Annotated in this window: 18 protein-coding genes and 2 riboswitches; of the genes, 10 read left to right on the top strand and 8 right to left on the bottom strand. The window is 73.0% G+C overall.

The genetic code is table 11. From position 1 onward, the window contains the following. Positions 1-261 precede the first annotated feature (261 nt). Positions 262-2703 (top strand): SpoIIE family protein phosphatase, encoded by a 2442-nt coding sequence (locus tag ACFYZ4_RS32175; RefSeq protein WP_351300891.1) that lies wholly within the window; start codon positions 262-264, stop codon positions 2701-2703. Here the strand turns inward: ACFYZ4_RS32175 and ACFYZ4_RS32180 are convergent. Genes ACFYZ4_RS32180 through ACFYZ4_RS32200 form a run of 5 tightly spaced genes read right to left on the bottom strand, consistent with a single transcriptional unit; the run spans position 2697 to position 10110 of the window. After that, on the bottom strand, positions 2697-3539 hold the full coding sequence (locus tag ACFYZ4_RS32180) for an ECF transporter S component (RefSeq protein WP_390785513.1): 843 nt from the start codon (positions 3537-3539) through the stop codon (positions 2697-2699). The genes ACFYZ4_RS32175 and ACFYZ4_RS32180 overlap by 7 nt on opposite strands. After that, on the bottom strand, positions 3536-5191 hold the full coding sequence (locus tag ACFYZ4_RS32185) for an ABC transporter ATP-binding protein (protein ID WP_384349088.1): 1656 nt from the start codon (positions 5189-5191) through the stop codon (positions 3536-3538). Before ACFYZ4_RS32185 ends, ACFYZ4_RS32180 begins: the two co-directional genes overlap by 4 nt. Further along, entirely contained in the window at positions 5188-6420 is a 1233-nt protein-coding gene (locus ACFYZ4_RS32190; RefSeq protein WP_390785514.1) for an energy-coupling factor transporter transmembrane component T, read from the bottom strand. Before ACFYZ4_RS32190 ends, ACFYZ4_RS32185 begins: the two co-directional genes overlap by 4 nt. A gap of 4 nt (positions 6421-6424) precedes the next feature. Next, on the bottom strand, positions 6425-7345 hold the full coding sequence (locus ACFYZ4_RS32195) for a hypothetical protein (RefSeq protein ID WP_390785515.1): 921 nt from the start codon (positions 7343-7345) through the stop codon (positions 6425-6427). Continuing rightward, complete coding sequence (locus ACFYZ4_RS32200) at positions 7342-10110, bottom strand: prenyltransferase/squalene oxidase repeat-containing protein (RefSeq protein ID WP_390785516.1); 2769 nt, start codon at positions 10108-10110, stop codon at positions 7342-7344. The genes ACFYZ4_RS32195 and ACFYZ4_RS32200 overlap by 4 nt, the downstream gene beginning before the upstream one ends. A 109-nt stretch (positions 10111-10219) precedes the next feature. Then, positions 10220-10357: riboswitch (cobalamin riboswitch) on the bottom strand. Between the two features lie 68 nt (positions 10358-10425). After that, positions 10426-10559: riboswitch (cobalamin riboswitch) on the top strand. Positions 10560-10669: 110 nt separating this feature from the next. Between ACFYZ4_RS32200 and ACFYZ4_RS32205 the strand changes: the two genes are divergently transcribed. Next, positions 10670-12079 (top strand): hypothetical protein, encoded by a 1410-nt coding sequence (locus ACFYZ4_RS32205; protein ID WP_390785517.1) that lies wholly within the window; start codon positions 10670-10672, stop codon positions 12077-12079. Between the two features lie 89 nt (positions 12080-12168). On the opposite strand, the gene ACFYZ4_RS32210 is transcribed toward ACFYZ4_RS32205, so the two are convergent. Continuing rightward, positions 12169-13287, bottom strand: a complete 1119-nt coding sequence (locus ACFYZ4_RS32210; RefSeq protein ID WP_390785518.1) for a nucleotide disphospho-sugar-binding domain-containing protein — start codon at positions 13285-13287, stop codon at positions 12169-12171. Positions 13288-13475: 188 nt separating this feature from the next. Between ACFYZ4_RS32210 and ACFYZ4_RS32215 the strand changes: the two genes are divergently transcribed. Genes ACFYZ4_RS32215 through ACFYZ4_RS32225 form a run of 3 tightly spaced genes read left to right on the top strand, consistent with a single transcriptional unit; the run spans position 13476 to position 15975 of the window. After that, on the top strand, positions 13476-14174 hold the full coding sequence (locus ACFYZ4_RS32215; RefSeq protein WP_390785519.1) for a VanZ family protein: 699 nt from the start codon (positions 13476-13478) through the stop codon (positions 14172-14174). A gap of 9 nt (positions 14175-14183) precedes the next feature. Beyond that, positions 14184-14879: a response regulator transcription factor gene (locus ACFYZ4_RS32220; RefSeq protein WP_390785520.1), complete on the top strand. Its 696-nt coding sequence runs from the start codon at positions 14184-14186 to the stop codon at positions 14877-14879. After that, positions 14872-15975, top strand: coding sequence for a sensor histidine kinase (locus ACFYZ4_RS32225; RefSeq protein WP_390785521.1), 1104 nt, complete (start codon positions 14872-14874; stop codon positions 15973-15975). Before ACFYZ4_RS32220 ends, ACFYZ4_RS32225 begins: the two co-directional genes overlap by 8 nt. 20 nt (positions 15976-15995) lie before the next feature. On the opposite strand, the gene ACFYZ4_RS32230 is transcribed toward ACFYZ4_RS32225, so the two are convergent. Beyond that, entirely contained in the window at positions 15996-17141 is a 1146-nt protein-coding gene (locus ACFYZ4_RS32230; RefSeq protein WP_390785522.1) for an RNA polymerase sigma factor, read from the bottom strand. Further along, positions 17141-17557 (bottom strand): YciI family protein, encoded by a 417-nt coding sequence (locus ACFYZ4_RS32235; protein WP_030722205.1) that lies wholly within the window; start codon positions 17555-17557, stop codon positions 17141-17143. The genes ACFYZ4_RS32230 and ACFYZ4_RS32235 overlap by 1 nt, the downstream gene beginning before the upstream one ends. Positions 17558-17716: 159 nt before the next feature. Here ACFYZ4_RS32235 and ACFYZ4_RS32240 point away from each other — a divergent pair, with 159 nt between their 5' ends. From ACFYZ4_RS32240 to ACFYZ4_RS32260, 5 genes are all read left to right on the top strand, one after another. Next, a complete protein-coding gene (locus ACFYZ4_RS32240; RefSeq protein ID WP_390785523.1) occupies positions 17717-18514 on the top strand; it encodes an alpha/beta fold hydrolase in 798 nt (265 codons plus the stop codon). A gap of 102 nt (positions 18515-18616) precedes the next feature. Continuing rightward, positions 18617-19084 (top strand): hypothetical protein, encoded by a 468-nt coding sequence (locus ACFYZ4_RS32245; RefSeq protein WP_390785524.1) that lies wholly within the window; start codon positions 18617-18619, stop codon positions 19082-19084. A 58-nt stretch (positions 19085-19142) separates the two neighbouring features. Further along, a complete protein-coding gene (locus tag ACFYZ4_RS32250) occupies positions 19143-19715 on the top strand; it encodes a YceI family protein (protein ID WP_390785525.1) in 573 nt (190 codons plus the stop codon). Positions 19716-20160: 445 nt separating this feature from the next. Then, positions 20161-21414 carry an ROK family protein gene (locus ACFYZ4_RS32255; protein ID WP_390785526.1) on the top strand — a complete coding sequence of 418 codons (1254 nt, stop codon included), beginning with the start codon at positions 20161-20163 and terminating at the stop codon, positions 21412-21414. Positions 21415-21780: 366 nt separating this feature from the next. Further along, positions 21781-22275: a flavin reductase family protein gene (locus tag ACFYZ4_RS32260; protein WP_384344561.1), complete on the top strand. Its 495-nt coding sequence runs from the start codon at positions 21781-21783 to the stop codon at positions 22273-22275. Positions 22276-22302: the final 27 nt, after the last annotated feature.

A 22302-nucleotide genomic window follows, 5' to 3' on the forward strand; every position in this document is an offset into this window, starting at 1 on the left:
ACGTTGCCGCAGGTTGATCGGTCAAGCCGCTGTGGGTCGATTCCACGAAGGCCGGCCACTTCGTGCGGCGGGTCTTCGTACGCGCAACCAGTTGTGTTCTCATCGGGCCCGCTGCATCCTTCCCGTCACGCTCACCTCACGCAGCGTAGTGGCGCCCGGCCCTCCGGACCGCGTTCCGACTCGCCCGAACCGTCCCGGTCGCGACAGCATGGAGAGAGAGGGCGCGCCGCGGGATGTCCTCGGCAGGAGGCGACACGGACGGTGACCAGACATCGCTTTGCGTTCTGCGGGGCCGAGCTCGCCGCTGTCTACGTGGTCGCCGACCAGGAAAGGGAACTCCATCTGGCCGAGCTGACCGGAAACCGCGGGGTTCTCTACGGGCTGCCCGCGATCCTTGCCGTGGCAGGCCATTCGCCCGCCGCCAACGCCTTCCGCTCCGGCCGCCCGCTGTGGCTGACGCCCAAGGAACTCGCCGAGTTCATCGAGGACGACCCCCACCACTTCCCGACCCGGGTCCGGGACGGCGCCCCCCAATCGCCGGCCAGGATCTCGCTGGGCGCACTGCCGCTCGGCCACGGCGACCAGGAGCTCGGGTGCCTGATCGTCGCCGGCGAGGTCGGGGACGGCTTCAGCGCCGACGACCGCAGCCTCCTGGAGCTCTACGCCGATCAGGTCGCCGCCGGACTCGAATCGGTCGCCGCCCGTTTCGCCGGGCGCAAGGCCCCGCAGGCGCATCTGGGCCAGTCGCTGGTGCCCGACCAGGGCGGCGCGTTCATCCTGGAGCTGGCCACCGGCCGCATGGAGGCCCACGCGCACGTGCTCGAACTGCTCGGTCTGCCCCCCGAGCAGTTCGACGGGCAGGTGGAGACCCTCCTCGCCTGCGCCGTCCCCGACGACATGCCCGCACTCATGGCCCTCGTGGAACCGGACCGGCTGGCCGCCGCGGCCGGACAGCAGCTGGCGTTCCGCATCCGCCGCCCGAACGGCGAGCTGCGCTGGCTGGGACTGCGCTGCCGCGTGGAGGTGGACTCCGCCGGCACACCCCGGCGCGTGCTGGGCGTGGTGGCCGATGCCACCTATCTGCGCCCCAGCGCCGACGAGGTCTCCGTCGTGCAGCGGCTGTCGGCCACGCTGGCGGGAGCGGCCACCATCCGCGAGGTCAGCAGGCTGGTGGTCGCCGCCCTGCGCGAGCCGCTCGGTGCCTGCCGGGTCGCGGTCGGCGAACTGGAACTCGAACGGCTCAGGGTCACCGCCCTCGACCCTCCCGAGCCCGACGCCTGGCCCGACGTCTGGCGCGCGGAATGGCGGTCCGAGTGGCCCGACGTGTCGCTCAGCGACCTGCCCACCCTGGAGAGCGCGCTGCGCGGCGGACACATGAGCCTGTGGCCGCCGGGCGCGGACCTCGAACCCGGTCTGCTGGGCGTCGGGCCCGGTGGTCTCGCGGTGCTGCCGCTGCCCGCCGAAGGCCGGATGGTCGGCGTGTGCCTGGTCGGGTGGGACACGGAGCACCGGTTCGGACCCGAGGAGCGGTCCCTGCTGACCGCGGCCGCGGGGCTGGTGGGGCAGGCGCTGGTACGCGCCCACGCACTGGACGCGGGGCACGAACTCGCCACCATGCTCCAGCGCAGCCTGCTGCCCCGTAAGCTCCCCGAGCTGCCGGGCGGGGTGGCCGTCGCCCGCTACCTGCCCGCGACGGCCGGCCTCGAGGTCGGCGGCGACTGGTACGACGTCATTCCGCTCGGTGACGGACATGTGGCGTTCGTCATCGGAGACGTACAGGGGCACAGCGCGGGAGCCGCCACCATCATGGGCCAGATGCGGACCGCGGTCAGGGCCTACGCGGTGGAGGGCCACCCGCCCGACGTGGTGGTCGCACGGGCCAATCGGCTGCTCGTCGGCATGGAGACCGACCTGTTCGCCACCTGCGGGTACGTGGACCTGGACATGGAGGAGGGCATCGCCCGCGTCGTACGGGCCGGCCATCTCCCGCCGATCCTGCGCCATCCCGACGGCGTCACCGAGGAGATGGTGGTCGAGGGCGGGCCTCCCCTCGGCGTGCTGGAAGAGGCCGAATTCCCCATGACCGAGACCGGATTGCTCCCCGGGACCCTGCTCATCCTGCTGACGGACGGTCTGGTCGAGTCCGCCAGGCTGCACGTGGAGGAGGGCATGCGGAGGGTCTGCGACGTGGCCGCCGAGGCCGACCCGGTCGATGTCGGAGGACTGGCCGACGAGTTGGTCATGCGCGTGGGCCGCCGCGACGACGACGTGGCGTTGCTGCTGCTCCGCTACGACGGCACACGCGGCCGGCCGAAGCGGAGCCACTGGACGGTGTGGCGGCTGCCCAAGGCGGTCCTGCACGCGCGCCGGTTCACCGCGCGCACCCTGCGGACCTGGGGAGTGGTGGAGGAGCTCGACACGGCGCTGCTGATCGTGTCCGAGCTGGTCACCAACGCCGTCGCGCACACTCAGGGAGAGGTGGGGATGGATCTGACCCTGTCGGCGGACCGGCTGCGGATCGCCGTGAACGACGCATCGCCGCGCAGCCCCGTCAAACCGGTGTCGGTGAGCTGGGAGGCGACCGGCGGTCGCGGGCTGCTCATCGTCGAGGCGACGGCGATGGCCTGGGGTTCGGTCCCGCTCAGCGGCGGCAAGCAGGTGTGGGCCGAGATCCCCTGGCGTCCCGCGGAACCGCCTCAGTGAGCCTGCTGCTGCCCCGGCGGCGTGTCCCCGGCCGGGGGCGTGCCGGGCGCGAAGCGGACCGGGGCCTGGAAGCGGGCCTTGCGGGCGGCGCGGCGGAAGACGGTCAGGACGGCCGGGCCGGCCAGGCAGATGCAGACGAAATTGGTGACGGCGCGGCCGGTGTCCCAGCCGAGGGACGTGGCCAGGTCGAAGGCGAGGTAGCGCTGGAACTGCTCGGTGAAGGGGAGCCCGGGGAGGTAGGCGATGGAGCTGTTCGGATCGAGGGAGAAGGGCCAGAAGGAGAGGTTGAGGAGGAAGCCGAAGAGGTAGCCGGACACCGAGCCGTAGCCGGCGAGCAGGGCGACCTCCCGGCGCCCCGTGGCCTTCGGGAGGAAGCCGGCGAGCATGCCGACGAAGGCGCAGCCGAACATCTGGTACGGCATCCAGGGTCCGACCCCGCCCGTGATGAGGGCGGAGGCGAAGAGCGAGGTGCAGCCGAGGGTGAAGCCGAAGCCGGGGCCGTAGACGCGGCCGGCCAGCACGAGGATGAAGAAGACCGTCTCGATGCCGGCGGTGCCCGCGCCGAGGGGGCGGATCGCGGCGTTGACCGCGGACAGGACGCCCAGCATGGCCAGCGCCTTGGAGTTGATGCCGCCCTCGGCGATCTCGGAGATCACCACGCAGAGCACGATGACGAGCAGGACGCCGAAGATCAGGGGCGGCGCGTAGTTCGAGCCGAATTTGCCCGGGGCGACGAGCAACGGCCAGAAGAAGGCGACGATGCCGAGGAACGCGGCCATGGCGATGACGATCCCGGCCCGGGCCCGGATGCGGATGGCCGCGGTGTACGTGCTCACGCGTGCGGGTCCGTTTCGTCGGCGGGGAGTACGGCGGCCAGCTGGTCCACGGTGAGGAAGGGCAGCGGGGCCAGGATCTTCGCGGTCTGCGGGGCGAAGACGGGGGAGGCGACGATGACCTCCGTGGTGGGGCCGTCGGCGACGATGTCGCCCTCGGCCATGACCACGACGCGGTCGGCGGCCCGGGCGACGAACTCCACGTCGTGGGTGGAGATCACCACGGCCCGGCCCTCGGCGGCCAAATCGTCGACGATGCGGATCAGTTCGCCCTTGGCGCGGTAGTCCAGTCCGCGGGTGGGCTCGTCCAGCAGCAGCACCCGGGGGGCCGCGGCCAGCTGGATCGCGAGGACGAGGGCGAGCTTCTGCCCCTCGGACAGGTCGCGGGGGTGGGTGGTGTCGGGGATGCCGGGCGCCAGCCGGTCCAGGATGGCGCGGGCCCGGACCCCGTCCGCGCCGACGCCGGACTCGGTGTCGGCCTGGTCGAGTTCCTGTTTCACCGACTCCAGGTAGAGCAGGTCGGTGGGGGTCTGCGGGACCAGTCCCACCAGCTGCCGGGCGTCCGCGGCGGACAGCTTCTGCGGATCCTGCGGCTTCGGGCCGCCGGGAGCCGCGACGGCCACCGTGCCGGCCTTGCGCGGCCCCGAGCCCTGCAGGGCCCACAGGAGGGAGGACTTCCCGGAGCCGTTGCGGCCCATGAGCGCGGTGATCTCCCCGCCGTGCAGGTCGAGGTCGACCTCGCGGACGGCCGGCACGCCGTGGTAGGTGACGGTGATGCCGCGCGCCGTGAGGAGCTGCGTGCGGTCCGCGGCGGCGGCGGGCCGCACCGGCGGGGGAACCGAGCCGGCCAGTCGGGAGCGCAGCGGAGCCGCGGCCCGGCGGGCGTCACGGATGGAGAGGGGCAGGGGGGTCCAGCCGGCGGCGCGGCCCAGTTCCACGATGGGCGGCGCGATGGACGACGTACGGAAGATCTCCGCGGGCGGACCGGACACCACGCGGCCGTCGCCGGGGAGGTGGATGACGCGGTCGGCGTACTGGACCACGCGCTCCAGGCGGTGTTCGGCGAGCAGCACGGTGACCCCGAGGTCGTGCACCAGGCGGGTGACGGCGGCCAGCACCTCCTCGGCCGCGGTCGGGTCCAGGGCGGAGGTCGGCTCGTCGAGGACGAGGACCCGCGGGTGCGCGGTCAGGACGGAGCCGATCGCCACGCGCTGCTGCTGGCCGCCGGAGAGCTCGTGCAGGGCGCGGTGGCGGAGGTCGGCGAGGCCGAGGAGGTCCAGCGTCTCCTCGACGCGCTTGCGCATGGTGGCCGGAGGGACCGCCAACTGCTCCATGGCGTAGGCGAGTTCTTCCTCGACGGTGTCGGTGACGAAGCCGTCGAGCGGATCCTGCCCCACGACGCCGACCACGTCGGCGAGTTCGCGGGGCGGATGGTCGGCGGTGTCGCGGCCGTCCACGAGGACCCGGCCGAAGAGGGTGCCGCCGGTGAAGTGCGGGACGAGGCCGTTGACGGCGCCGAGCAGGGTGGACTTGCCGACGCCCGTGTGGCCGACGACGAGGCACAGTTCACCCTCCTCGACGGTCAGGTTCACGTCCCGCAGCACCGGCTCGTCCGTGTCCTCGTACCGGACGGTGACCTGGTCGAAGTGGATCACTTGGGTTCCTCGGTGCGCTGTGCGGGGACGGCCGGGTGGACGGGAGCAGGGCCGGCCGGTCGGGCGGCTGCCGTCGGCCGGGCGGGGGCGGTCGGGGGCGGCGCCAGGAAGCCCGCGGTCCCGGCGAGGAGGATCGCGGCGGCGGGCACCAGCGGCAGGGTGGGCCAACTGAGCGGGTAGATAGACGGGTTGAGCTCGGCTGCGTTGAATCCGGCGTTGCTGAAGAGGAGTACCGCCGACAGGACGCCGCAGCCGGCGACGGCCCACTCCGCGGCCCGCCAGGGATCGGGCCGGTAGGTGGTGCGGGTGATGCGGCGCCCCCCGAGGCGCAGTCCCGCGAAGCACAGCAGCGCGCCCGCGCCCATCGCGGGCAGCCCGAGCAGCTTCGGCGCGGTGGCGTCGAGGAGACCGTACGCCCCGGCGCACAGGCCGCACATGCCGAGCAGCATGAGGGCTCCGGTCAGCCGGCGCGAGCGGCGGGTGGCGGTGCCGGCCCGGCCGTAGCCGCGGGAGTCCATGGCGGCGGCCAGGCGCAACGAGCGCTCCAGGGCGTCCTCCAGGACGGGGACGATGATGCCGCGCAGGGCGCGCAACCCCTTGGTGCGGCCCGCGCGGAGCCGGCGGGCCCGGTGCACCCGCTGGACGCTCTGCACCAGTTGGGGCGCCACGCTGATGGACACCGTGACGGCCACGCCCAGTTCGTACAGGGCGCCGGGCAGGACGCGCAGGGCCCGCTTCGGGTTGGCGAGGGTGTTGGCCGCGCCGATGCAGCACAGCATGCAGGCGAGCCGGAGACCGTCGGTCGCGGCGGAGAGCAGCGCCTCCAGGGAGACGGGGCCGCCGAGTTGGATGCCCGCGTACCAGTCCGGGGTGGGGATGTGCGGCAGGGAGAAGAGGAAGTGGTCGCGCGGGGTGATGCCGGTGGCGAAGACCGCGCGGAAGAGCACGCGGATCGCGACGACGGTGAGAGCGAGGTAGAGGTAGTACTTGAAGCCGCGCGCCCAGGGGGCCTCGGTGCGGCGCATGGTGATCACGTAGCCGAGGACCGCGAGGACGAGGAACAGCAGCAGCGGGTTGTTGGTGCGGCTCACCGCGGTGGCCAGGGCCAGCGCCCAGATCCACCAGGCGACCGGGTGCAGGGTGCGGGGCAGACGGCGGCCGCCCGCGTCCGGCGCGGGGCCGGACGCGGGCGGCCTGGCCGCTGCCGCCGTGGCGGTGGTGCGTGACACGCGGCTACTCCGTACGACGGCGGCGCTTGGCCGCGTACACGGCGGCGGCACCGATCAACAGCACCAGCGCCCCGGTGGCGACGGCGGGCAGGTACGAGCCGACGTCGTGAGCGGCGTCGGCGGCGGGCGCCGCCTCGACCACCTCGGGGCCGGGCGCGGGCGCCGCCACCGCGGGAGCGCTGGACGAGGGCGACGCGGAGGGCGTCGGCGAGGCGCTCGCGGAAGGGCTCTCCGACGGCGAAGGGCCGGGCGGCGTCGTGGCCGGCGCGGGGTCGGCCGGCAGGGGGTTCTCCGGCTTCGGGCCCGTGTTGACGTTCGGAGGCAGGGGCGCCGCGGTGCGGGTGTCCTTCGGGGCCGACTTGTCCCCGCCGGTCGGCTGGGCGTTCTTGGCGCGCAGCTGGTCGGGGGTGACCGTGGGCTTGCCCTCGGTGCCCTCGATGTTGGTGCCCCCGAAGATCCACAGGTCGACGCTGCCGGGCTTCGGCTTGTACAGCATCGCGCCGAGCTGGCTGTACTCCCACGTGTTCTGGCCCGGATTGGCGTGCCAGTACGACCAGTAGGCGGAGGCCGGCGGGGTCAGGACGCAGTCGTCCTGCTGCGGGGTCGGGAACTGCTTCCCGCCCTGGTACCCGCTGTAGCCGATGCGGCAGATGAAGGCGGGGCCGTCGTGGCCCGTGCCGGTGGTGGCCCAGCCGCCCTGGTTGAGCAGCTCGTAGCCGGTGGTGGGCGTCGTACCGCAGGAGCGGTAGACGGGCCCGCCCCAGCGGCTGAAGTCCACGGCGAGGACGGCACCGGAGGAGGTGGTGCACTGGCCCATCGGCTGCGGGGACGCCCCGGCCGGGGCCGCGGTGGCGGCGAAGGCCGCCACCGTCAGCCCGAGCGCGGCGGCCGTACGGGACAGGGCGCGCACGAGGCGGCCGGTCATGCCTCGCCTCCGGTGGTGGTACGGCGCTTGCGTGCCGCGCGGGTGATGCCCCAGCCGCCGAGGACGAGGGCCACGGCCGCGGCGGCGATTCCGCCGACCTGGGCACCGGTGGAGGCGAGGCCGCCACCGGCCGAACCGGAGCCCGTACCGCCGGCGCTCTCGCCCGGGGTCACGATGACGGGCGCCGAGGGGGAGCCGGAGGGCTGGACCGAGGTGGTGGGGACGGGCTGCGGGGTGGTGCCGTCCAGGCTGCGGGTGAGGGTGGCGAAGGAGATGCCGGTGGCCCCGCCGACGGCCTGGGTGGAGGCGCGGACGTCGGATCCGGGCTGGCCGCCCTTGGCCACGTTGAATCCGCCGTCGCCGTTCTGCTGGGAGGCCAGGAACGTGCGGGCCTTGGCGATGCGGTCCGCGTACCTGGCGCTGTCCAGGGACATGCCCTGCACGGCCAGCGCCGCCGAGTTGACGGAGTTGCCCGAGGCGCCGGGGAAGCCGCCGTCCTCCTTCTGCTGCGTCGCCAGCCAGGCCAGCGCCTTGTCGACGGCCGCCTGCGAGGCGGCGTCCGGGAGCAGGTCGAGGGTCATCGCCGCCATGGCGGTGGAGTCGACCTCGGCCTGGCTGGGCTCGCCGATCAGGCTGGGCCAGGCACCGGAGGGCTCCTGGAGGCTCTTCAGGTAGGCGATGGGCTCTCCCGCGGCGGCGCTCTCGCCCGCGCGGACCTGCGCGATGACGCCGAGGGACTGGGAGAAGACGGACGTGGCGTTGGTGTAGGCGCCCTTGTCGGCGCAGGAGCGGTCGGGCTGGGCCGACTTGGCCGGGCACACGGCCTTGGCGAGCGCGGCGATCAGGTCCTGGCCGCCGAAGGCGCGGGGGTCGCGGCCGACGGCCTGCGCGAGGAGGGCCGTCTTGCCGATGGAGCCGCCGCCGGCGTACTTGGTGCCGATCAGGGTCCAGTCGTGCACGCCGCGGCCCTTGCCGTCCTTGCCGCCCTTGTCGAGGAAGTCGACGATGTTGCGCAGGGTGGTGTTGTCCTCGCCGGTGGCGGCGAGCGCGTAGGCGCCGTCGATGGTCAGGCCGTAGTCGGCGAAGCCGCTGCCGGGGCTGTTCTCGTAGTACCGGCCCTGGATCAGCCGGCTGTGGTCGGTGAGGTAGGCCGTGCCCTTCTTCAGGTCGGGCCCGGCACCCGGCACGGGCTTCGTGGGGTCCGGGGACGGCTTCGGCGGGTCGGACTTCTTCGTGGTGAGCGCGACCAGATCGGTCTTCGCGCCGGCGATGGTGGCCGCGGTGGTGGCCATCAGCACGGGGTCGGTGTCCGGATCCTCGAACGTGAAGGCTCCCACCGGGAGTTGCTCCCGGGACAGCCAGGAGACCGCGGCGTCCGCGAAGAGCGGGTCACCGAGCGTACGCAGGGCCTGGGCGGCCAGGCCGGTAGCGAAGGCGCTGCCGACCGTCGTGTACGAGGCGGCGGGCAGCGACCCGGTCGGGGCCTGAGCCTTCTTCAGGTACGCGCGGCCCTTCTCCACGACGGGGTCGTGACCGCCGGCCCGCTTGAGGGCCAGGGTCATCAGCCCGGTGGCGCCCGCCTCGCTGTCGCACCAGTCGCCGGCGCGGAGCAGCATGCTGCTGAATCCGCCGTCCTCGCACTGGAACGCGGTCATCCGGGCCACGGCGTCGGCGGGCGGTGTGACACCGCCGTTCACCAGGGCGATCACGGCCAGGGCCTGGCCCTCGGCCTGGTAGGGGGTGCGGAAGTCGCCCTTGGTCATGCAGCCGGGGACCGGCTCGGGGGCTTCGACGCCGCTGGTGCAGACGTACTTCACGAGGTCGCCGAGCAGGTCGCGCCCGCCGAAGGCGCGGGGGTCCTTGCCGGTGGCCTCGGCGACGAGCGCGAGCCGGGCCGCGGCGGTGGCGTCCGGGGCCTGGTCCTTGCCGGCCGGGTACGCGTACGCCTCCGTGTGCGCGGGGGTGGCGAGGAAGGCGGCGGCCTTCTGCGCGGCCGGACTCTTCGGGTCGACCGCGGCCAGGGCGTAGATCACCTCGGTGGTCGCCGGGTAGTCCGTATCGGTGGAGTCCGCCTTGAGGACGCGCTCGCCTTCGATCAGCTTCCCGGTCAGCCAGCGGGTGGCGGCGGGGAGATCGACCGCGCCCGGCGGTACGTCCGGCGGCTTCGGGCCGGTGGGGTCCGGCTTGGGGCCCCCGCCGCCGGCCCGCACGTCGTCGGGGGAGAAGGTGGGCTTGCCGGAGGTGCCGCCGACATCGGTCCCGCCGAACACCCAGGCGTCCACGTCACCGGGCTTCGGCGCGCGGGACTTCGCGCCGAGGGAGCTGTAGGTCCACTTCTGGTCGCCGGGCGAGGCGTGCCAGTACGACCAGTAGGCGGTGGCCTTCGGGGTGAGGACGCAGTCCTCCTTGTCCGGAGTGGGGTACTCCGTCCCGGAGTTGAAGGTGCCGAACCCGAGGCGGCAGATGAAGGCGTCACCGTCGTGCTGGGTGCCGACCGTGGTGAACCCGGCCGTGTGCAGCAGCTCGTAGCCCGTCGTGAGGGTGGTGTCGCAGCCCCGCTCGACCTTGCCGCCGAAGGGACCGAAGTCGACGGCCACGACCGCGCCGGTGGTCGCCGTGCACTGCTCGATGGGGTCGGCGTTCGCCGAGGTGGGCGCCGTGAGGAACGCCACCCCCGCACCGAGGGTCAGGAACGCCGCGGTCGCCAGGGACAGCAGCCGCCGTCTGGTGTGCGTACGCCGTTCGTCCCGCTGTTCGGTCCCCACCGCGGCCCTCGTCTCTGCCGGGCGGCTGCGTGCGTGGCGATGCGCCCCCCGGCACGGCTGGGCCCGCGGGGAGCGGTGACGACCACGCCGTAGTCCGCGACGGCGTTCTCCGTACAGATGACTGCACACCAGGTGTTCCGACTCGCCCGGCGGGTGCCGGGCCTACGGTTGCGGGTCAGCGCCGGACTTCGACCGGCTTCCCCTGGTGCTGAGTTCTTGTCAGCGGAGTGCAACACGGGCCGAGGCAGGGCGTCAAGGTGGCGTGTGTCTCACCGCATCCCGTCGTTCGCATCCCTGTTGGGACGGCTGGCGGACCCCTGATCACTCGGGTAGCGTCCAGGGCTGCCACATGGGGGAACCTGGTGAGAATCCGGGGCTGACGCGCAGCGGTGTGGGACGGCGGGGGCCGTTCCCGAGCCCGAATGCCCACGCGGCAAACGCAGCACCGAGAAGCCGTACCACGCGTTCCGGACGGCGGCCTCCGCCATGTCCGCCCGCGTCCCAACGGGCCGGGACGGAGCAGGGACCGGCCGGCGTCCGCCGATTCCAGGAGCAGGCCATGTCCCGTCCCCGTACCTCCCGCCGTCTCGCGCTCGCGGTGCCCGCCGCGTTCGGCGCCTTCGCCCTCACCGCGCTGCCCGCCTTCGCGACCTCGACGCCCGCGCAGATCGCCACGTCCAAGACCAACGGCGTCGCCTACCTCAAGTCCCTGCAGGCGGCCGATGGTTCGTACGCCGGCGCGGGTCTGTCCAACGAGTGGGCGTTCAGCGCCTTCGCCGCGGCCGGTACGGCGGTCGTCGACGTCGCCCCGGGCGGTGACACGACGAAGAACGCCCGAACCGTCTACCGCAACCTGATCGCCACGTCCGGCTGGCCGTCCGCCACCCCGGTCGTCACCGACTACGAGCGCGGCACGCTGAACGCGTACGCGGCGGGCGTCGACCCGGCGCGCGTCTCGGACTCGAGAAACCTCATAGCGAACGTCTACTCCTACTGGCAGACCGCCGAGGCGGGCTACTTCGGACCGTCCGGCAACTTCAACGGCACCGTCTTCGCGGCCCTTTCGCTCGGCGGCGCCAAGACCCAGGCGGGCGGCACCCGGATCCCGCAGGCGCTGACCGACTCGATCGTCACCCGCATCCGCGCCAACCAGCACAACGACGGCGGCTGGACCTTCAGCAAGGCCGAGGGCAACCCCACGGCCCTGGCCGCCGCGGGCGACGTCGACATGACCGGTGCGGCGATGGCGGCCCTCTGCGTCTCGGGCGTCCCCAACACCGACGCCGACGTGGTCCAGGCGAAGAACTTCCTCAAGGGCAGGCTCGCCACCACCGGCGCCTTCAACTCCATGTACGGCGTCAACACCAGCTCCAACGGCTGGGGCGTCGCCGGGCTCAACGCCTGCGGCATCAACCCGCAGACCGGTGACTTCCTCACCGCCTCCAACAAGACCCCGATCGACTTCCTGCTCGCCAACCAGTACAACCCGGGGGGCGGCTTCAAGTACAAGCCGGCCGACACCACCCCGTCCCCCTACTCCTCCATCGACTCCCTGCGCGCCGTCGCCGGGGGCGGCTTCACCGCCGCCCCGCCGGTCCCGGTGACCCCCGGCGCCCCGCAGTGGGTCGCCCAGTCCACCTTCACCGCCGGTACGGCCACCAAGCTGGCCCTCACCGTCGACGACGGCGCCGGCGGCCTGAAGGTCTGCTCCGTGGCCTTCACCCCGACCGGTACGACCACCACCCTCGGGGACGTCCTGAACGCGGCCACCACCGCGGCCACCCCGGCCGGCTGCGTCACCAGCGTGACCCCCTCGTCGGGCACCGGCACGATCACCGCCGTCAACGGCAAGGCCAACAGCGGCTCCAACACCTGGAAGGTCAGCGTCGACGGCTCCGCCTTCGCCGGCGCCGTCCGCAACAAGGTGATCAACGTGGGCGACACCATCGCCCTGCGCTGGGGCGCCTGACCCCTCCCGGGTGCGTGGCCCCGTACGGAGCCACGCACCCGGCGTCAGTCGGCCCGCAAGGCCGCGGGGAAGGCCGCCGGAGAGCGCTGCTAGGCGAGGGCTTCGAAGGAGGCGACCAGGTCGGCGGGGGAGGGCAGCGCGGATATCTCGGCCTGGGTGGTGGCGGCGGCCTTGCGCAGGTCGTCGTCGGTGAGGAGCCGGCCGAGCAGGTCGGCGTCCACGCTGTCGCCGCTCGCGCGCAGGGCGAAGCCCAGGCCCGTCGCGGCGTCGACGTTGATGAAGTGGTCGGCGCCCTGCGGGAGGATCAGCTGGGGGACGCCCCGGGCGGCGGCGGTGAGCATCGTGCCGGAGCCGCCGTGGTGCACGACCGCGTCGGCGGAGTCCAGCAGCTGGGCCAGCGGCACCCAGGGCAGGGGGCGGACATTGGCGGGGAGGGTGCCGAGCGGGCTCAGGTCGGTGTCGCCCACGGCGAGCAGGAACTCGGCGTCGACGGAGGCGGCTTCGGCGATCACCCGGCTGATCGGGTCGACGCCCGCGAAGGTGGTCACCACCGTACCGAGGGTGACGGCGATCCGGGGCCGGGAGCCCCGGGCCACGAGATCGCCGGGCACCGTGCCGCCGCCGTTGTACGGCACGTAGCGGACGCGCAGGCCCGTGCCGTCCCCGCCGAGGGAAGCGGGTACGACGTCGACGACGGTACGGGTCGCCGGGCCTTCGAGCTCACGGGTCCGGTACTCGTCCACCAGGACGCCGGCGAGCCGGCCGACCATGCCGAGCCCGGACAGCACGCCGAAGTTGTGCACCACGGCGGGTATGCCGAGGGCCGCCGAGACCAGGGGTGCGGCGGCCTGGAAGGAGTCGTGGACGATGAGGTCCGGCTGCCAGGCGGTGGCGAGCGCGAGCAGGCCGTCGATGGTGACCCGGCTGTGTTCCGCGAAACCGACTGTGGCCCGCCGCTGGATGTCCTCCGGGCTCCTGCCTTCCGTGAGGAACTGCGGCTCGGTGTCGTCCGAGGCGCGCCGGAAGGCCTCCGTCAGCGTCGAGCCGTCGCCGATCTCGACGGTGGGGATGCCGGTCTGCCGCAGCTGGTCGAGCGGGGTCGAACCGGCGAACAGCACCTGGTGCCCGGCGGCCTGGAGCGCCTGGGCGGTGGGCACCATCGGGAACAGGTGGCCTGCGGCAGCGGGTCCGGTGAACAGTACGCGCACGGCGTTACTCCTTGCGTGGAGCTCCTTGATTCTTCTTCCAGACCGTCGAACGCGCGTGCCGCTGTGTCTGTTTCCGCTGGCATGGGCGAGTTTCAGCCGATTCCGATGCGCCCGGACCCGGTGGATATCGTGGGCGTATCGAAAATCGCATACGCCCCCGCAACGGCCCTCCGCCTCCAATGAGGGGCATGAACCACACCGCATCCCTGTCGGCGCCGTCCCGCCGCGCGCGCCAGGCCGTGCTCCTCGGCCTGACGGTCCTCGCCGTGGCGAGCGCCCTGTTCTCCGTACGGCGGCCGCTCATGATGTCCGCTCCGACGTGCATGGCCGGGCGGTGGCACGGCTGCTTCGACACGTTCAACGGTGTGGTGCTGATGACGCTGGTCGGGCTGCCGTTGGCCGTGCTGGTGGCGTGGGCCCTGGCCCGGCGTCGGCGGGCCGCCGGCGTCGCCTCGCCGTGGCGGATGTCGCTGGCCGAGGTGGGCATGGTCCACGGGACGGTGCCCTTCGTGTGGATGACCATGATGCCGGGCTCGGGGGCGGGCGTCGTCCCCGGCCGGGTGAGCCTGGTACCGCTGCGGGACCTGGTCACGATGGGGGCGCTCGGGACCGTCGGCAATCTGCTGGTTTTCGCGGCGCTGGGGTTCTTCGCCCCGATGCGGTTCGCCGCACTGGCGTCCGTGCCGCGGATCCTGGTGCTCGGGGCGGGCTGCTCGATCCTGGTCGAGAGCGCACAGTACGTCCTGCGGCTGGACCGGGTGTCCTCCGTGGACGACGTCCTGGTCAACGCCGCGGGCGCCGCACTGGCCGCGCTGGCGTCGCGCCGCTGGTGGCGCAGGCCCTCGCGCACGCCTGCGCAGACGTCGGCGACCTGTCCTGTTGCCTAGGCTTCGTCCATGCGCGTACTGATCGTGGAGGACGAGCCCTACCTGGCGGAAGCGGTCCGCGACGGGCTGCGGCTGGAGGCGATCGCCGCCGACATCGCCGGAGACGGCGACTCGGCCCTGGAACTGCTCAGCGTCAACTCCTACGACCTCGCGGTCCTCGACCGCGACATCCCCGGCCCCTCCGGCGACGAGGTCGCCCGGCGCATCGTCGCCTCCGGCAGCGGCATCCCGATCCTGATGCTCACCGCCGCCGACCGGATCGACGACAAGGCTTCCGGGTTCGAACTCGGCGCCGACGACTACCTCACCAAACCGTTCGAGCTGCGGGAGCTCGTCCTGCGGCTGCGGGCACTCGACCGCAGACGCGGGCACGCCCGGCCCCCGGTCCGCGAGATCGCCGGACTGCGGCTCGACCCCTTCCGCCGGGAGGTCTTCCGCGACGGACGCTACGTCGCGCTCACCCGCAAACAGTTCGCCGTGCTGGAAGTCCTCGTCGCCGCCGAGGGCGGGGTCGTCAGCGCCGAACAGCTGCTGGAACGGGCCTGGGACGAGAACGTCGACCCCCTCACCAACGCCGTGCGCATCACCGTCTCCGCACTGCGCAAACGGCTCGGCGAACCCTGGGTCATCGCCACCGTGGCCGGCGTCGGCTACCGCATCGACACAAGACCGGAGACCGGACACGAGGGGGCGGACCGTGGATAGGGCACGCGGGCTGAGCGTCCGCTCCAAGCTCACCCTCAGCTACGCCGGATTCCTCATGCTCGCCGGCGTCCTGCTGCTCGCCGCGGTGTGGGTGTTCCTCCTGCGCTACGTCCCCGATCGCGCGCTCATCGTCCCCGGCTCCACCGGCAACCCCACCCACGGCGTCTTTCCCGTCCGGTCCAACCTCCTGCGCGTGTTCGCCCCGAGGGCGGCAGCGGTACTGGTCCTCCTGCTGGTGCTCGGCCTCGTGGGAGGGTGGCTCCTCGCCGGCCGGATGCTCGCACCACTGACACAGATCACGGACGCGGCGCGGAAGGCCGGGACCGGATCGCTGTCCCACCGGATCCGCATCAGGGGCCGCCAGGACGAGTTCCGTGAACTCTCCGACGCGTTCGACCTGATGCTCGAACAACTCGAGTCCCGGGTCGCCGAGCAGCGGCGGTTCGCCGCGAACGCCTCCCACGAACTGCGCACCCCCCTCGCCATCTCGCGGACGCTCCTCGACGTCGCCCGCAAGGACCCCACACGGGACCGGGACGAACTCATCGAACGCCTGAACGCCGTCAACACACGGGCGATCGACCTCACCGAGGCCCTCCTGCTGCTCAGCCGCGGCGACCGCGGGAACTTCCGCCGCGAGAGCGTCGACCTCTCCCTCATCGCCGAGGAAGCCGCCGAAGCGCTGCTGCCCCTCGCCGAACAGCGCCGGATCACGCTCGACGTGACCGGCGGGGCGGCCCGGACCGGCGGCTCCGCGGAGCTCCTGCTGCGGATGGCGACGAACCTCGTCCAGAACGCGATCGTCCACAACCTCCCCGCCGGCGGCACGGTGACGGTCCACACCGAGGCGCACGGCGACACGAGCGTGCTGCGGGTCGAGAACACCGGCCGTCCGCTCCCACCGGAACTGGTACCGACCCTCGTCGAACCCTTCCAGCGCGGAACGGAACGCGTACGCACCGACGAGCACGCCGGCGTCGGCCTCGGCCTGGCCATCGTGCACAGCATCGTCCGCGCCCACGACGGGACCCTCGACCTGGTTCCCCGCCCCGCCGGCGGTCTCCTCGTCACGGTCCGGCTCCCCGGCACGCCGTAGGTTCGCGGCTCTCCGGTACGTCAGGGGCGCCGGCGGGTGTTGAGGCGGGCGGCCTGGCGGGTGAGGTGATCGCGCTCGGCGGTGTTGGGGGCCTTCCGGGCCGCCTCGGCGTACAGGCGCGCTGCCGTCGCCAGGTCGCCGTCGCGCTCGTGGAGGTACGCCGCCACCGCCGCGTGGCGGGGCAGGGCCTCGTCCAGCGCCGCGAGCGCCGCCAGGCCGGCGCGCGGTCCGTCGGCCTCGCCCACGGCCACCGCGCGGTTGAGCCGGACGACCGGGCTGTCGGTCAGGCGCGCGAGCTCGTCGTACCACTCGACGATCTGCACCCAGTCGGTCTCCTCCGCGGTCGGCGCGTCGGCGTGGAGTGCCGCGATGGCGGCCTGGGCCTGGAACTCGCCCAGCCGGTCGCGGGCCAGGGCCGCCTGCAGGATCGCGACCCCCTCGGCGATCGAGACGGTGTCCCACCGCCCCCGGTCCTGTGCGGCGAGCGGCACCAGGCTGCCGTCGGGCGCGGTCCGGGCGGCGCGCCGGGCGTGGTGGAGCAGCATCAGGGCGAGCAGCCCGGCCACCTCGGGGTGGTCGATCGCGGCGGCGAGCCGGCGGGTGAGCCGGATGGCCTCGGCGGCGAGGTCCACGTCGCCCGAGTAGCCCTCGTTGAAGACCAGGTAGAGGACGCGCAGCACGGTGGCCACGTCTCCGGGCTGGTCGAAGCGCACGCCCGAGACGGTGCGCTTGGCCCGGCTGATGCGCTGGGCCATGGTCGCCTCGGGCACCAGGTAGGCCCGGGCGATCTGGCGGGTGGTCAGCCCGCCGACGGCGCGCAGCGTGAGCGCGACGGCGGCGGACGGGGACAGGGACGGGTGGGCGCACAGGAAGTAGAGCTGGAGCGTGTCGTCCGCGGCGGGCGCGGGGCCGGGCGCCGGCTCCTCCTCGACGAGGTCCTCGCGGCGACGGCGGGCCGTGTCCGCCCGGGTCGCGTCGAGGAACCGGCGCCACGCGACGGTGATCAGCCAGCCCTTCGGGTCCCGCGGCTGGTCGTCCGGCCAGACGCGGACGGCCTCGACCAGCGCGTCCTGTACGGCGTCCTCGGCCGCCGCGAAGTCGGCTCCGCGGCGGACGAGGACGGCGAGCACGCTCGGGGTGAGGCTCCTGAGCAGGACCTCGTCCATCAGTGGCAGGACTCCGCGATGGTGGGGGGCGCGGCCAGGAACGGGCGCAGCTCCAGCCACTCGTGGATCGGCTCCCCGCCCGCGCCGGGGGCCGCCGACAGCTCTCCGGCCAGCTCGACGGCGCGCTCGTAGCTGTCGACGTCGATCACCATCCAGCCGGCGATGAGGTCCTTGGTCTCGGCGAACGGGCCGTCGGTGACCGGCGGCCGGCCCTCGCCGTCGTAGCGGACCCACGTCCCCTCGGGGGCGAGCGCCTGACCGTCGACGAACTCGCCGGTCCCCTCCAGCCGGGTGGCGAAGTCGCGCATGTACTGCACGTGGGCCGTGATCTCCTCCGGCGTCCACTTGTCCATGGGGACGTCGTTGGCGGCAGCCGGGGCGCCGCGGTAGTGCTTGAGCAGCAGGTACTTGGCCATCGTGGTTCTCCTCGATGCGGTGCGACCCATTGTGGTCGCCTTCACCCCTGGGACGGAGCCGGTCACGGGTTCTCGACATCCTCGCCCGAATTCTTTCTTCCGGCTTTCCAGGCCCTGCGGGTCAGGCAAGATCCGGAAGAGACGGCCTAGCATGCGGGGATGGAGATCAGCGGGGGTCGGGTGCCGGTCCACTACGTGGCGCACGGGACCGGTCGCCCCGTGGTGGTGCTCCACGGCGCCGGAGTCGACCACCGTGAGACCGAGGCCTGCTTCGAGCCGGTTTTCGAGGGCGCCGCGGGGCTCCGGCGGATCTATCCCGACCTCCCGGGAATGGGCCGGACGGCCGCCCCCGACACGCTGCGCGGCGCCGACGACGTGCTCGACACGCTGCTCGCCTTCGCCGACGAGGTCACGAACGGGGTCCCCTTCCTCCTCGTCGGTCACTCGGCGGGTGCGTACTACGCGCAGGCGATGGCGGCGAGGCGAGCGGCGCAGGTCGCCGGTCTGGCGCTCGTCTGCCCGCTGGTGCCGGGAGTGCGCGACGTACCGGAGCACCGTGCCGTCGTCGGATCGGGAGAGCTCGGTGACGACGTCTTCCGGAGCTACTTCGTGATCCAGACCCCGGAGATGCTCGATCGGTACGAGCGGTACGTGGCCCCGGCCGCCGCGCTCGTCGACGAGGCGGCACTGGAGCGCATCGGCGAGCGGTGGGCCCTCACCCCCGATCACGCGCCCGATCACGCGCCTGGTCATGTGTCGGCCTATGCGGGGCCGACGGTGGTGGTGGCGGGACGGCTGGATTCCACGGTCGGGTACGCCGCCGCCGTCGGCCTCCTCGACCAGCACCCGCACGCCACGCTCGCCGTGGTCGACGACGCGGGACACGCCCTGCCCCACGAGCAGCCGGACCTCCTGCGCGCCCTCCTCGCCGAGTGGCTCGTGCGCGCCGAGCGCTGACCAGGTCGGCGGTTCGCGCCCGGCCGGGCGGAGCGACGCCCGTTTGACACGGTCCGAAGGGGTGGGAGGGTGGTAGGTGGGGTCATTCCCGGGAGGTTCCGCATGGCATTCGGTTGGGCATGGGATTCCCTGGCACGGCAACTTCCGCTCAGGCTGACGGCCGGCGCGTTCTTCCTGAGCTCCGGCCTCTCGAAGCTCGACGCGGACGAGGCCACCGCCGAGGGACTGCATCAGTTCGCGGCCGGCACCTACCCCTTCCTGGGTGAGCAGGACGCCCGGAAGTTCGTCCGGCTGCTCTCCGCCGGGGAGCTCGCCATCGCCACGGCGCTGCTCGTGCCGGTCGTCCCCGCCGCTGTCGCGGGGGCCGCGGTGACGGCCTTCTCCGTCGGCACCCTCGGGCTGTACCTGCGGACGCCGGGGATGCGGGAGGAAGGCAGCCTGCGCCCCACCGAGCAGGGAATCGCGCTGGCCAAGGACGTATGGCTGCTGGGCATGGGCGTGTCCCTCCTCGTCGACGGCGTCAACGGACACTGCGGTCACCGTCACGGCTGTCACGGCTGTCACCGGTGACATCGATGACGCCGATGACGTTGACGACACACCACGCGCACGTCGGCCGGGAGCACGCATGGCCGTGACCAAGTGGTTCTTCGAGCCCGGCCATACCGCGGCGGAGTTCCGTGCCCGGCACATGATGGTCACCCACGTGCGCGGGCAGCTCAAGAACGTGCAAGGCCTGCTGGAGTTCGATCCCGACAAGCCGGAGGAGGCGCGGATCGAGGCGACGGCCGACGCGACCCAGGTCTACACCGGGCAGCCCCAGCGCGACGCGCATCTCCGCAGCGCCGACTTCTTCGACGTCGAACACCATCCGACCTGGACGTTCGTCGGCTCGCGCGTACTCCAGGTGAGCGGCACCGAGTTCGAGGTCACCGGCGACCTCACGGTCCGCGGTGTGACGCGTCCCGTGACCTTCGACGTCACCTACCTGGGACAGTGGGACACCCCGTGGTGGGAGGAAGGGCAGGACCTCGGCCCCCGGCGGCGCGCCGGTTTCACCGCCACCACGCGGATCAACCGCCATGACTTCGACGTGAGTTGGAACGACGCGGTCGACCACGGCGGGGTGGTCGTCAGCGCGATGGTCGATGTCGTGGTCGACGTCGAGGCCGTCCTCGGTCCCGGCGAAACGGCCGCCTGAGCGGCGGGCCGGCCCGTAACCCGGCGTTACCCGGCGTTCGCCGCGGATTCCCGTCCGTTTCCCGTCCGTGCGGTTGCGGGCGGCCGAGCGGACGGGTGTCCACGGTGCGGGCGACCGTTTGACCGGCTCGCACCGCCCCGGCTATGTTGCGCGCCATGTATCGATCCGCGCTTCTGACGACACGGGGTCATGTCGACCTGAAGCGTGTCTGCTCCGCAGCGTGTCAGTGGTCCTGACCGTACGGCGACCGCGCGGATCCCTCGTCTTCGTCCTGCCCGGCAGTGGGCCCGGAGTCTGAACTCCCGCAGTGTCCCCGCGCTCTGGTGCACAGTGCTCCCTCCGTGGAGCTTCCTCCGCACGCCCGCGCCCGGACTCGCCCGCCCGTCGCGAGCGGGATCCGGCGCCCGGGTGTCGCGTGCCGCCGCACAGGACCTGGAAGGCCCCAGTGGACCGATCGAAGACCTCAGCCAACCGCCTTTCCCCGTTGCGCCGTTCCGACATCCCGCCGGCCGGTGCGAACCCGCTGCGGAGAGTGTCCGGTACCGGAGCGGTGCTGGGGGCCGTCCTCGACCACGGCCCCGTCGCCCGCAGCACCGTCGCCCGGCTCACCGGACTCTCGCCCGCGGCGGTCAGCGGGCACTGCGCGGCCCTCCTGGACAGAGGACTGGTGCGGGAAGGCCCCGAGACCGCGGGCCCCCGGGGGCTGGGCCGCCCGTTCATCCCGGTGGAGATCGACACGAGTCGCTTCCTCGTCGCCGGGGCGCACATCGCGGTTCCCCATACGACGCTCTCCCTCATGGACCTCACCGGGCGGATCGTCGCGGAGGAGCGCCGGCCCCACGAGGGCACCGAACCCGGCCGGGTGCTCGCCCGGGTGGCCGCCGGGCTGCCCCGGCTGCTGGCCGCGCACGGGTCGGGGCGGACGGCCCTCGCCCTCGGCGTCGCCACCGGGCATTGGGTCGACCCCGAGGCCGGCACCGTGGTGCACCACCCCCAACTGGGCTGGAGGGGCGTCCCCGTGCGCGACGAGCTCGCCAGGACGGCCGGTGTGCCCGTCCACCTCGACAGTCATTCGCGGGCCCTCGCGCGCGCCGAGCAGCTCTTCGGCGAGGCGGCCACCCGCCGCAGTGCCGTCGTGCTGTTCGTCGGCAACGTCGTCGACGCGGCGTTCGTCACCGCGGGAGCCGTGCACCAGGGGCCGCGCTTCGGCGCGGGCAACGTGGCGCACCTGCCGGTGGGCACCGCCTCCTCCGGCGCGTGCTGCACCTGCGGTACGGCCGGGTGCCTCCAGTCCGGGGTCTCGGAGTCGGCCATGGTGCGCCGCGCAGCCGAACGGGGCCTGCCCGTGGCCGGGTTCGCCGAACTGCTGGACCTCGCCGTCGCGGGTGACCCCGTGGCGGCGGAGTTGTTCCGGCAGCGGGCCAGGCTCACGGGCCGGGCGGCCGCGGTGCTGCTGGACATGTTCGACCCCGAGGTGCTGGTCGTGGTCGAACCGGGAACCGGCCGACTGCCCGCGGCCATGGACGAGTTGCGGGCCGAGGTCGAGGCGCGGTCCGTGGTGTGCGACGATGCGGCCCGGTCCGTGGTGCCGAGCAGCTTCACCGGCTCGGTGCTCGCCACCGCCGGCGCGGCCGTCGCGCTGGGCGCCCTGCACGACGACCCGCTGGGTCCGTGGCCCGCACTGCCGGCCGTGTCCTGACCCGACGCCGCGACCTCGGGAAATCGACTTAATTCAGAAAGTTGCATTGTTGACCGGCCCGTTCCCCGAAAGGGAGGATGGATTCATGAGAAGCCCGCAGAGGAACCGACGGTACGCGCACCGCTCCTGTTGTTGACGTGAGAGCCGGCGGCGCTTCCACTGCCGTCATGACGCGCTGCGCCCTTCCTTTCGCGGCCTTTCCCCGGCATTCCTGAGCTCGACCGGTCCGTTCCGGTCCGTGCTGTGCCGCACCCATTTCGCCGTGATCCGCTTCCTGCTGCCCTTTTCCGTACCGCCGATTCCGGCGGGCGCCGCGCAAAGGCAGCGGGCGACACCATTCACCCTGGGGGAACATTGAGCATTTCCTTGTCCTCACATCCGACGGCGAGCCTGGTCGAGCCGGCCCGCTTCAAGCAGATCTTCCGCGCCTACCCGGGCGGGGTCGTGGTCGTCACGGCCGACTCCGGGGCGGGCCCGGTCGGCTTCACCGCCACCTCGCTGACCTCGGTATCGCTCGAACCGCCGCTCGTTTCCTTCGGCATCGCGAAGAGCTCCTCCTCGTGGCCGCACCTGGAGCGGGCCGGGTCCGTGGTGGTCAACTTCCTCGGCTCCGCCCAGGAGGACCTGGCCAGACGCTTCGCGACCAGCGGCATCGACCGGTTCGCCGCGCCGACCCGATGGCACCGGCTGCCGCAGGGCGAGCCGGTGCTCGACGGGGTCACCGGCTGGCTGCGGCTCACCGTCGAACAGCTCGTCCCCGCGGGAGACGCGCACATCGTCGTGGCGCGCGTCGCGGAGGCCTGGCAGGCAGCGGACGGCCGGCCCCTGCTCTTCCACAACGGCACCTACCACTCCCTGTGAACTCCGGCGACAGGCGAACCCCCGTCA

The sequence above is a fragment of the Streptomyces sp. NPDC001513 genome, from assembly GCF_042894695.1.
Classification (GTDB): domain Bacteria; phylum Actinomycetota; class Actinomycetes; order Streptomycetales; family Streptomycetaceae; genus Streptomyces.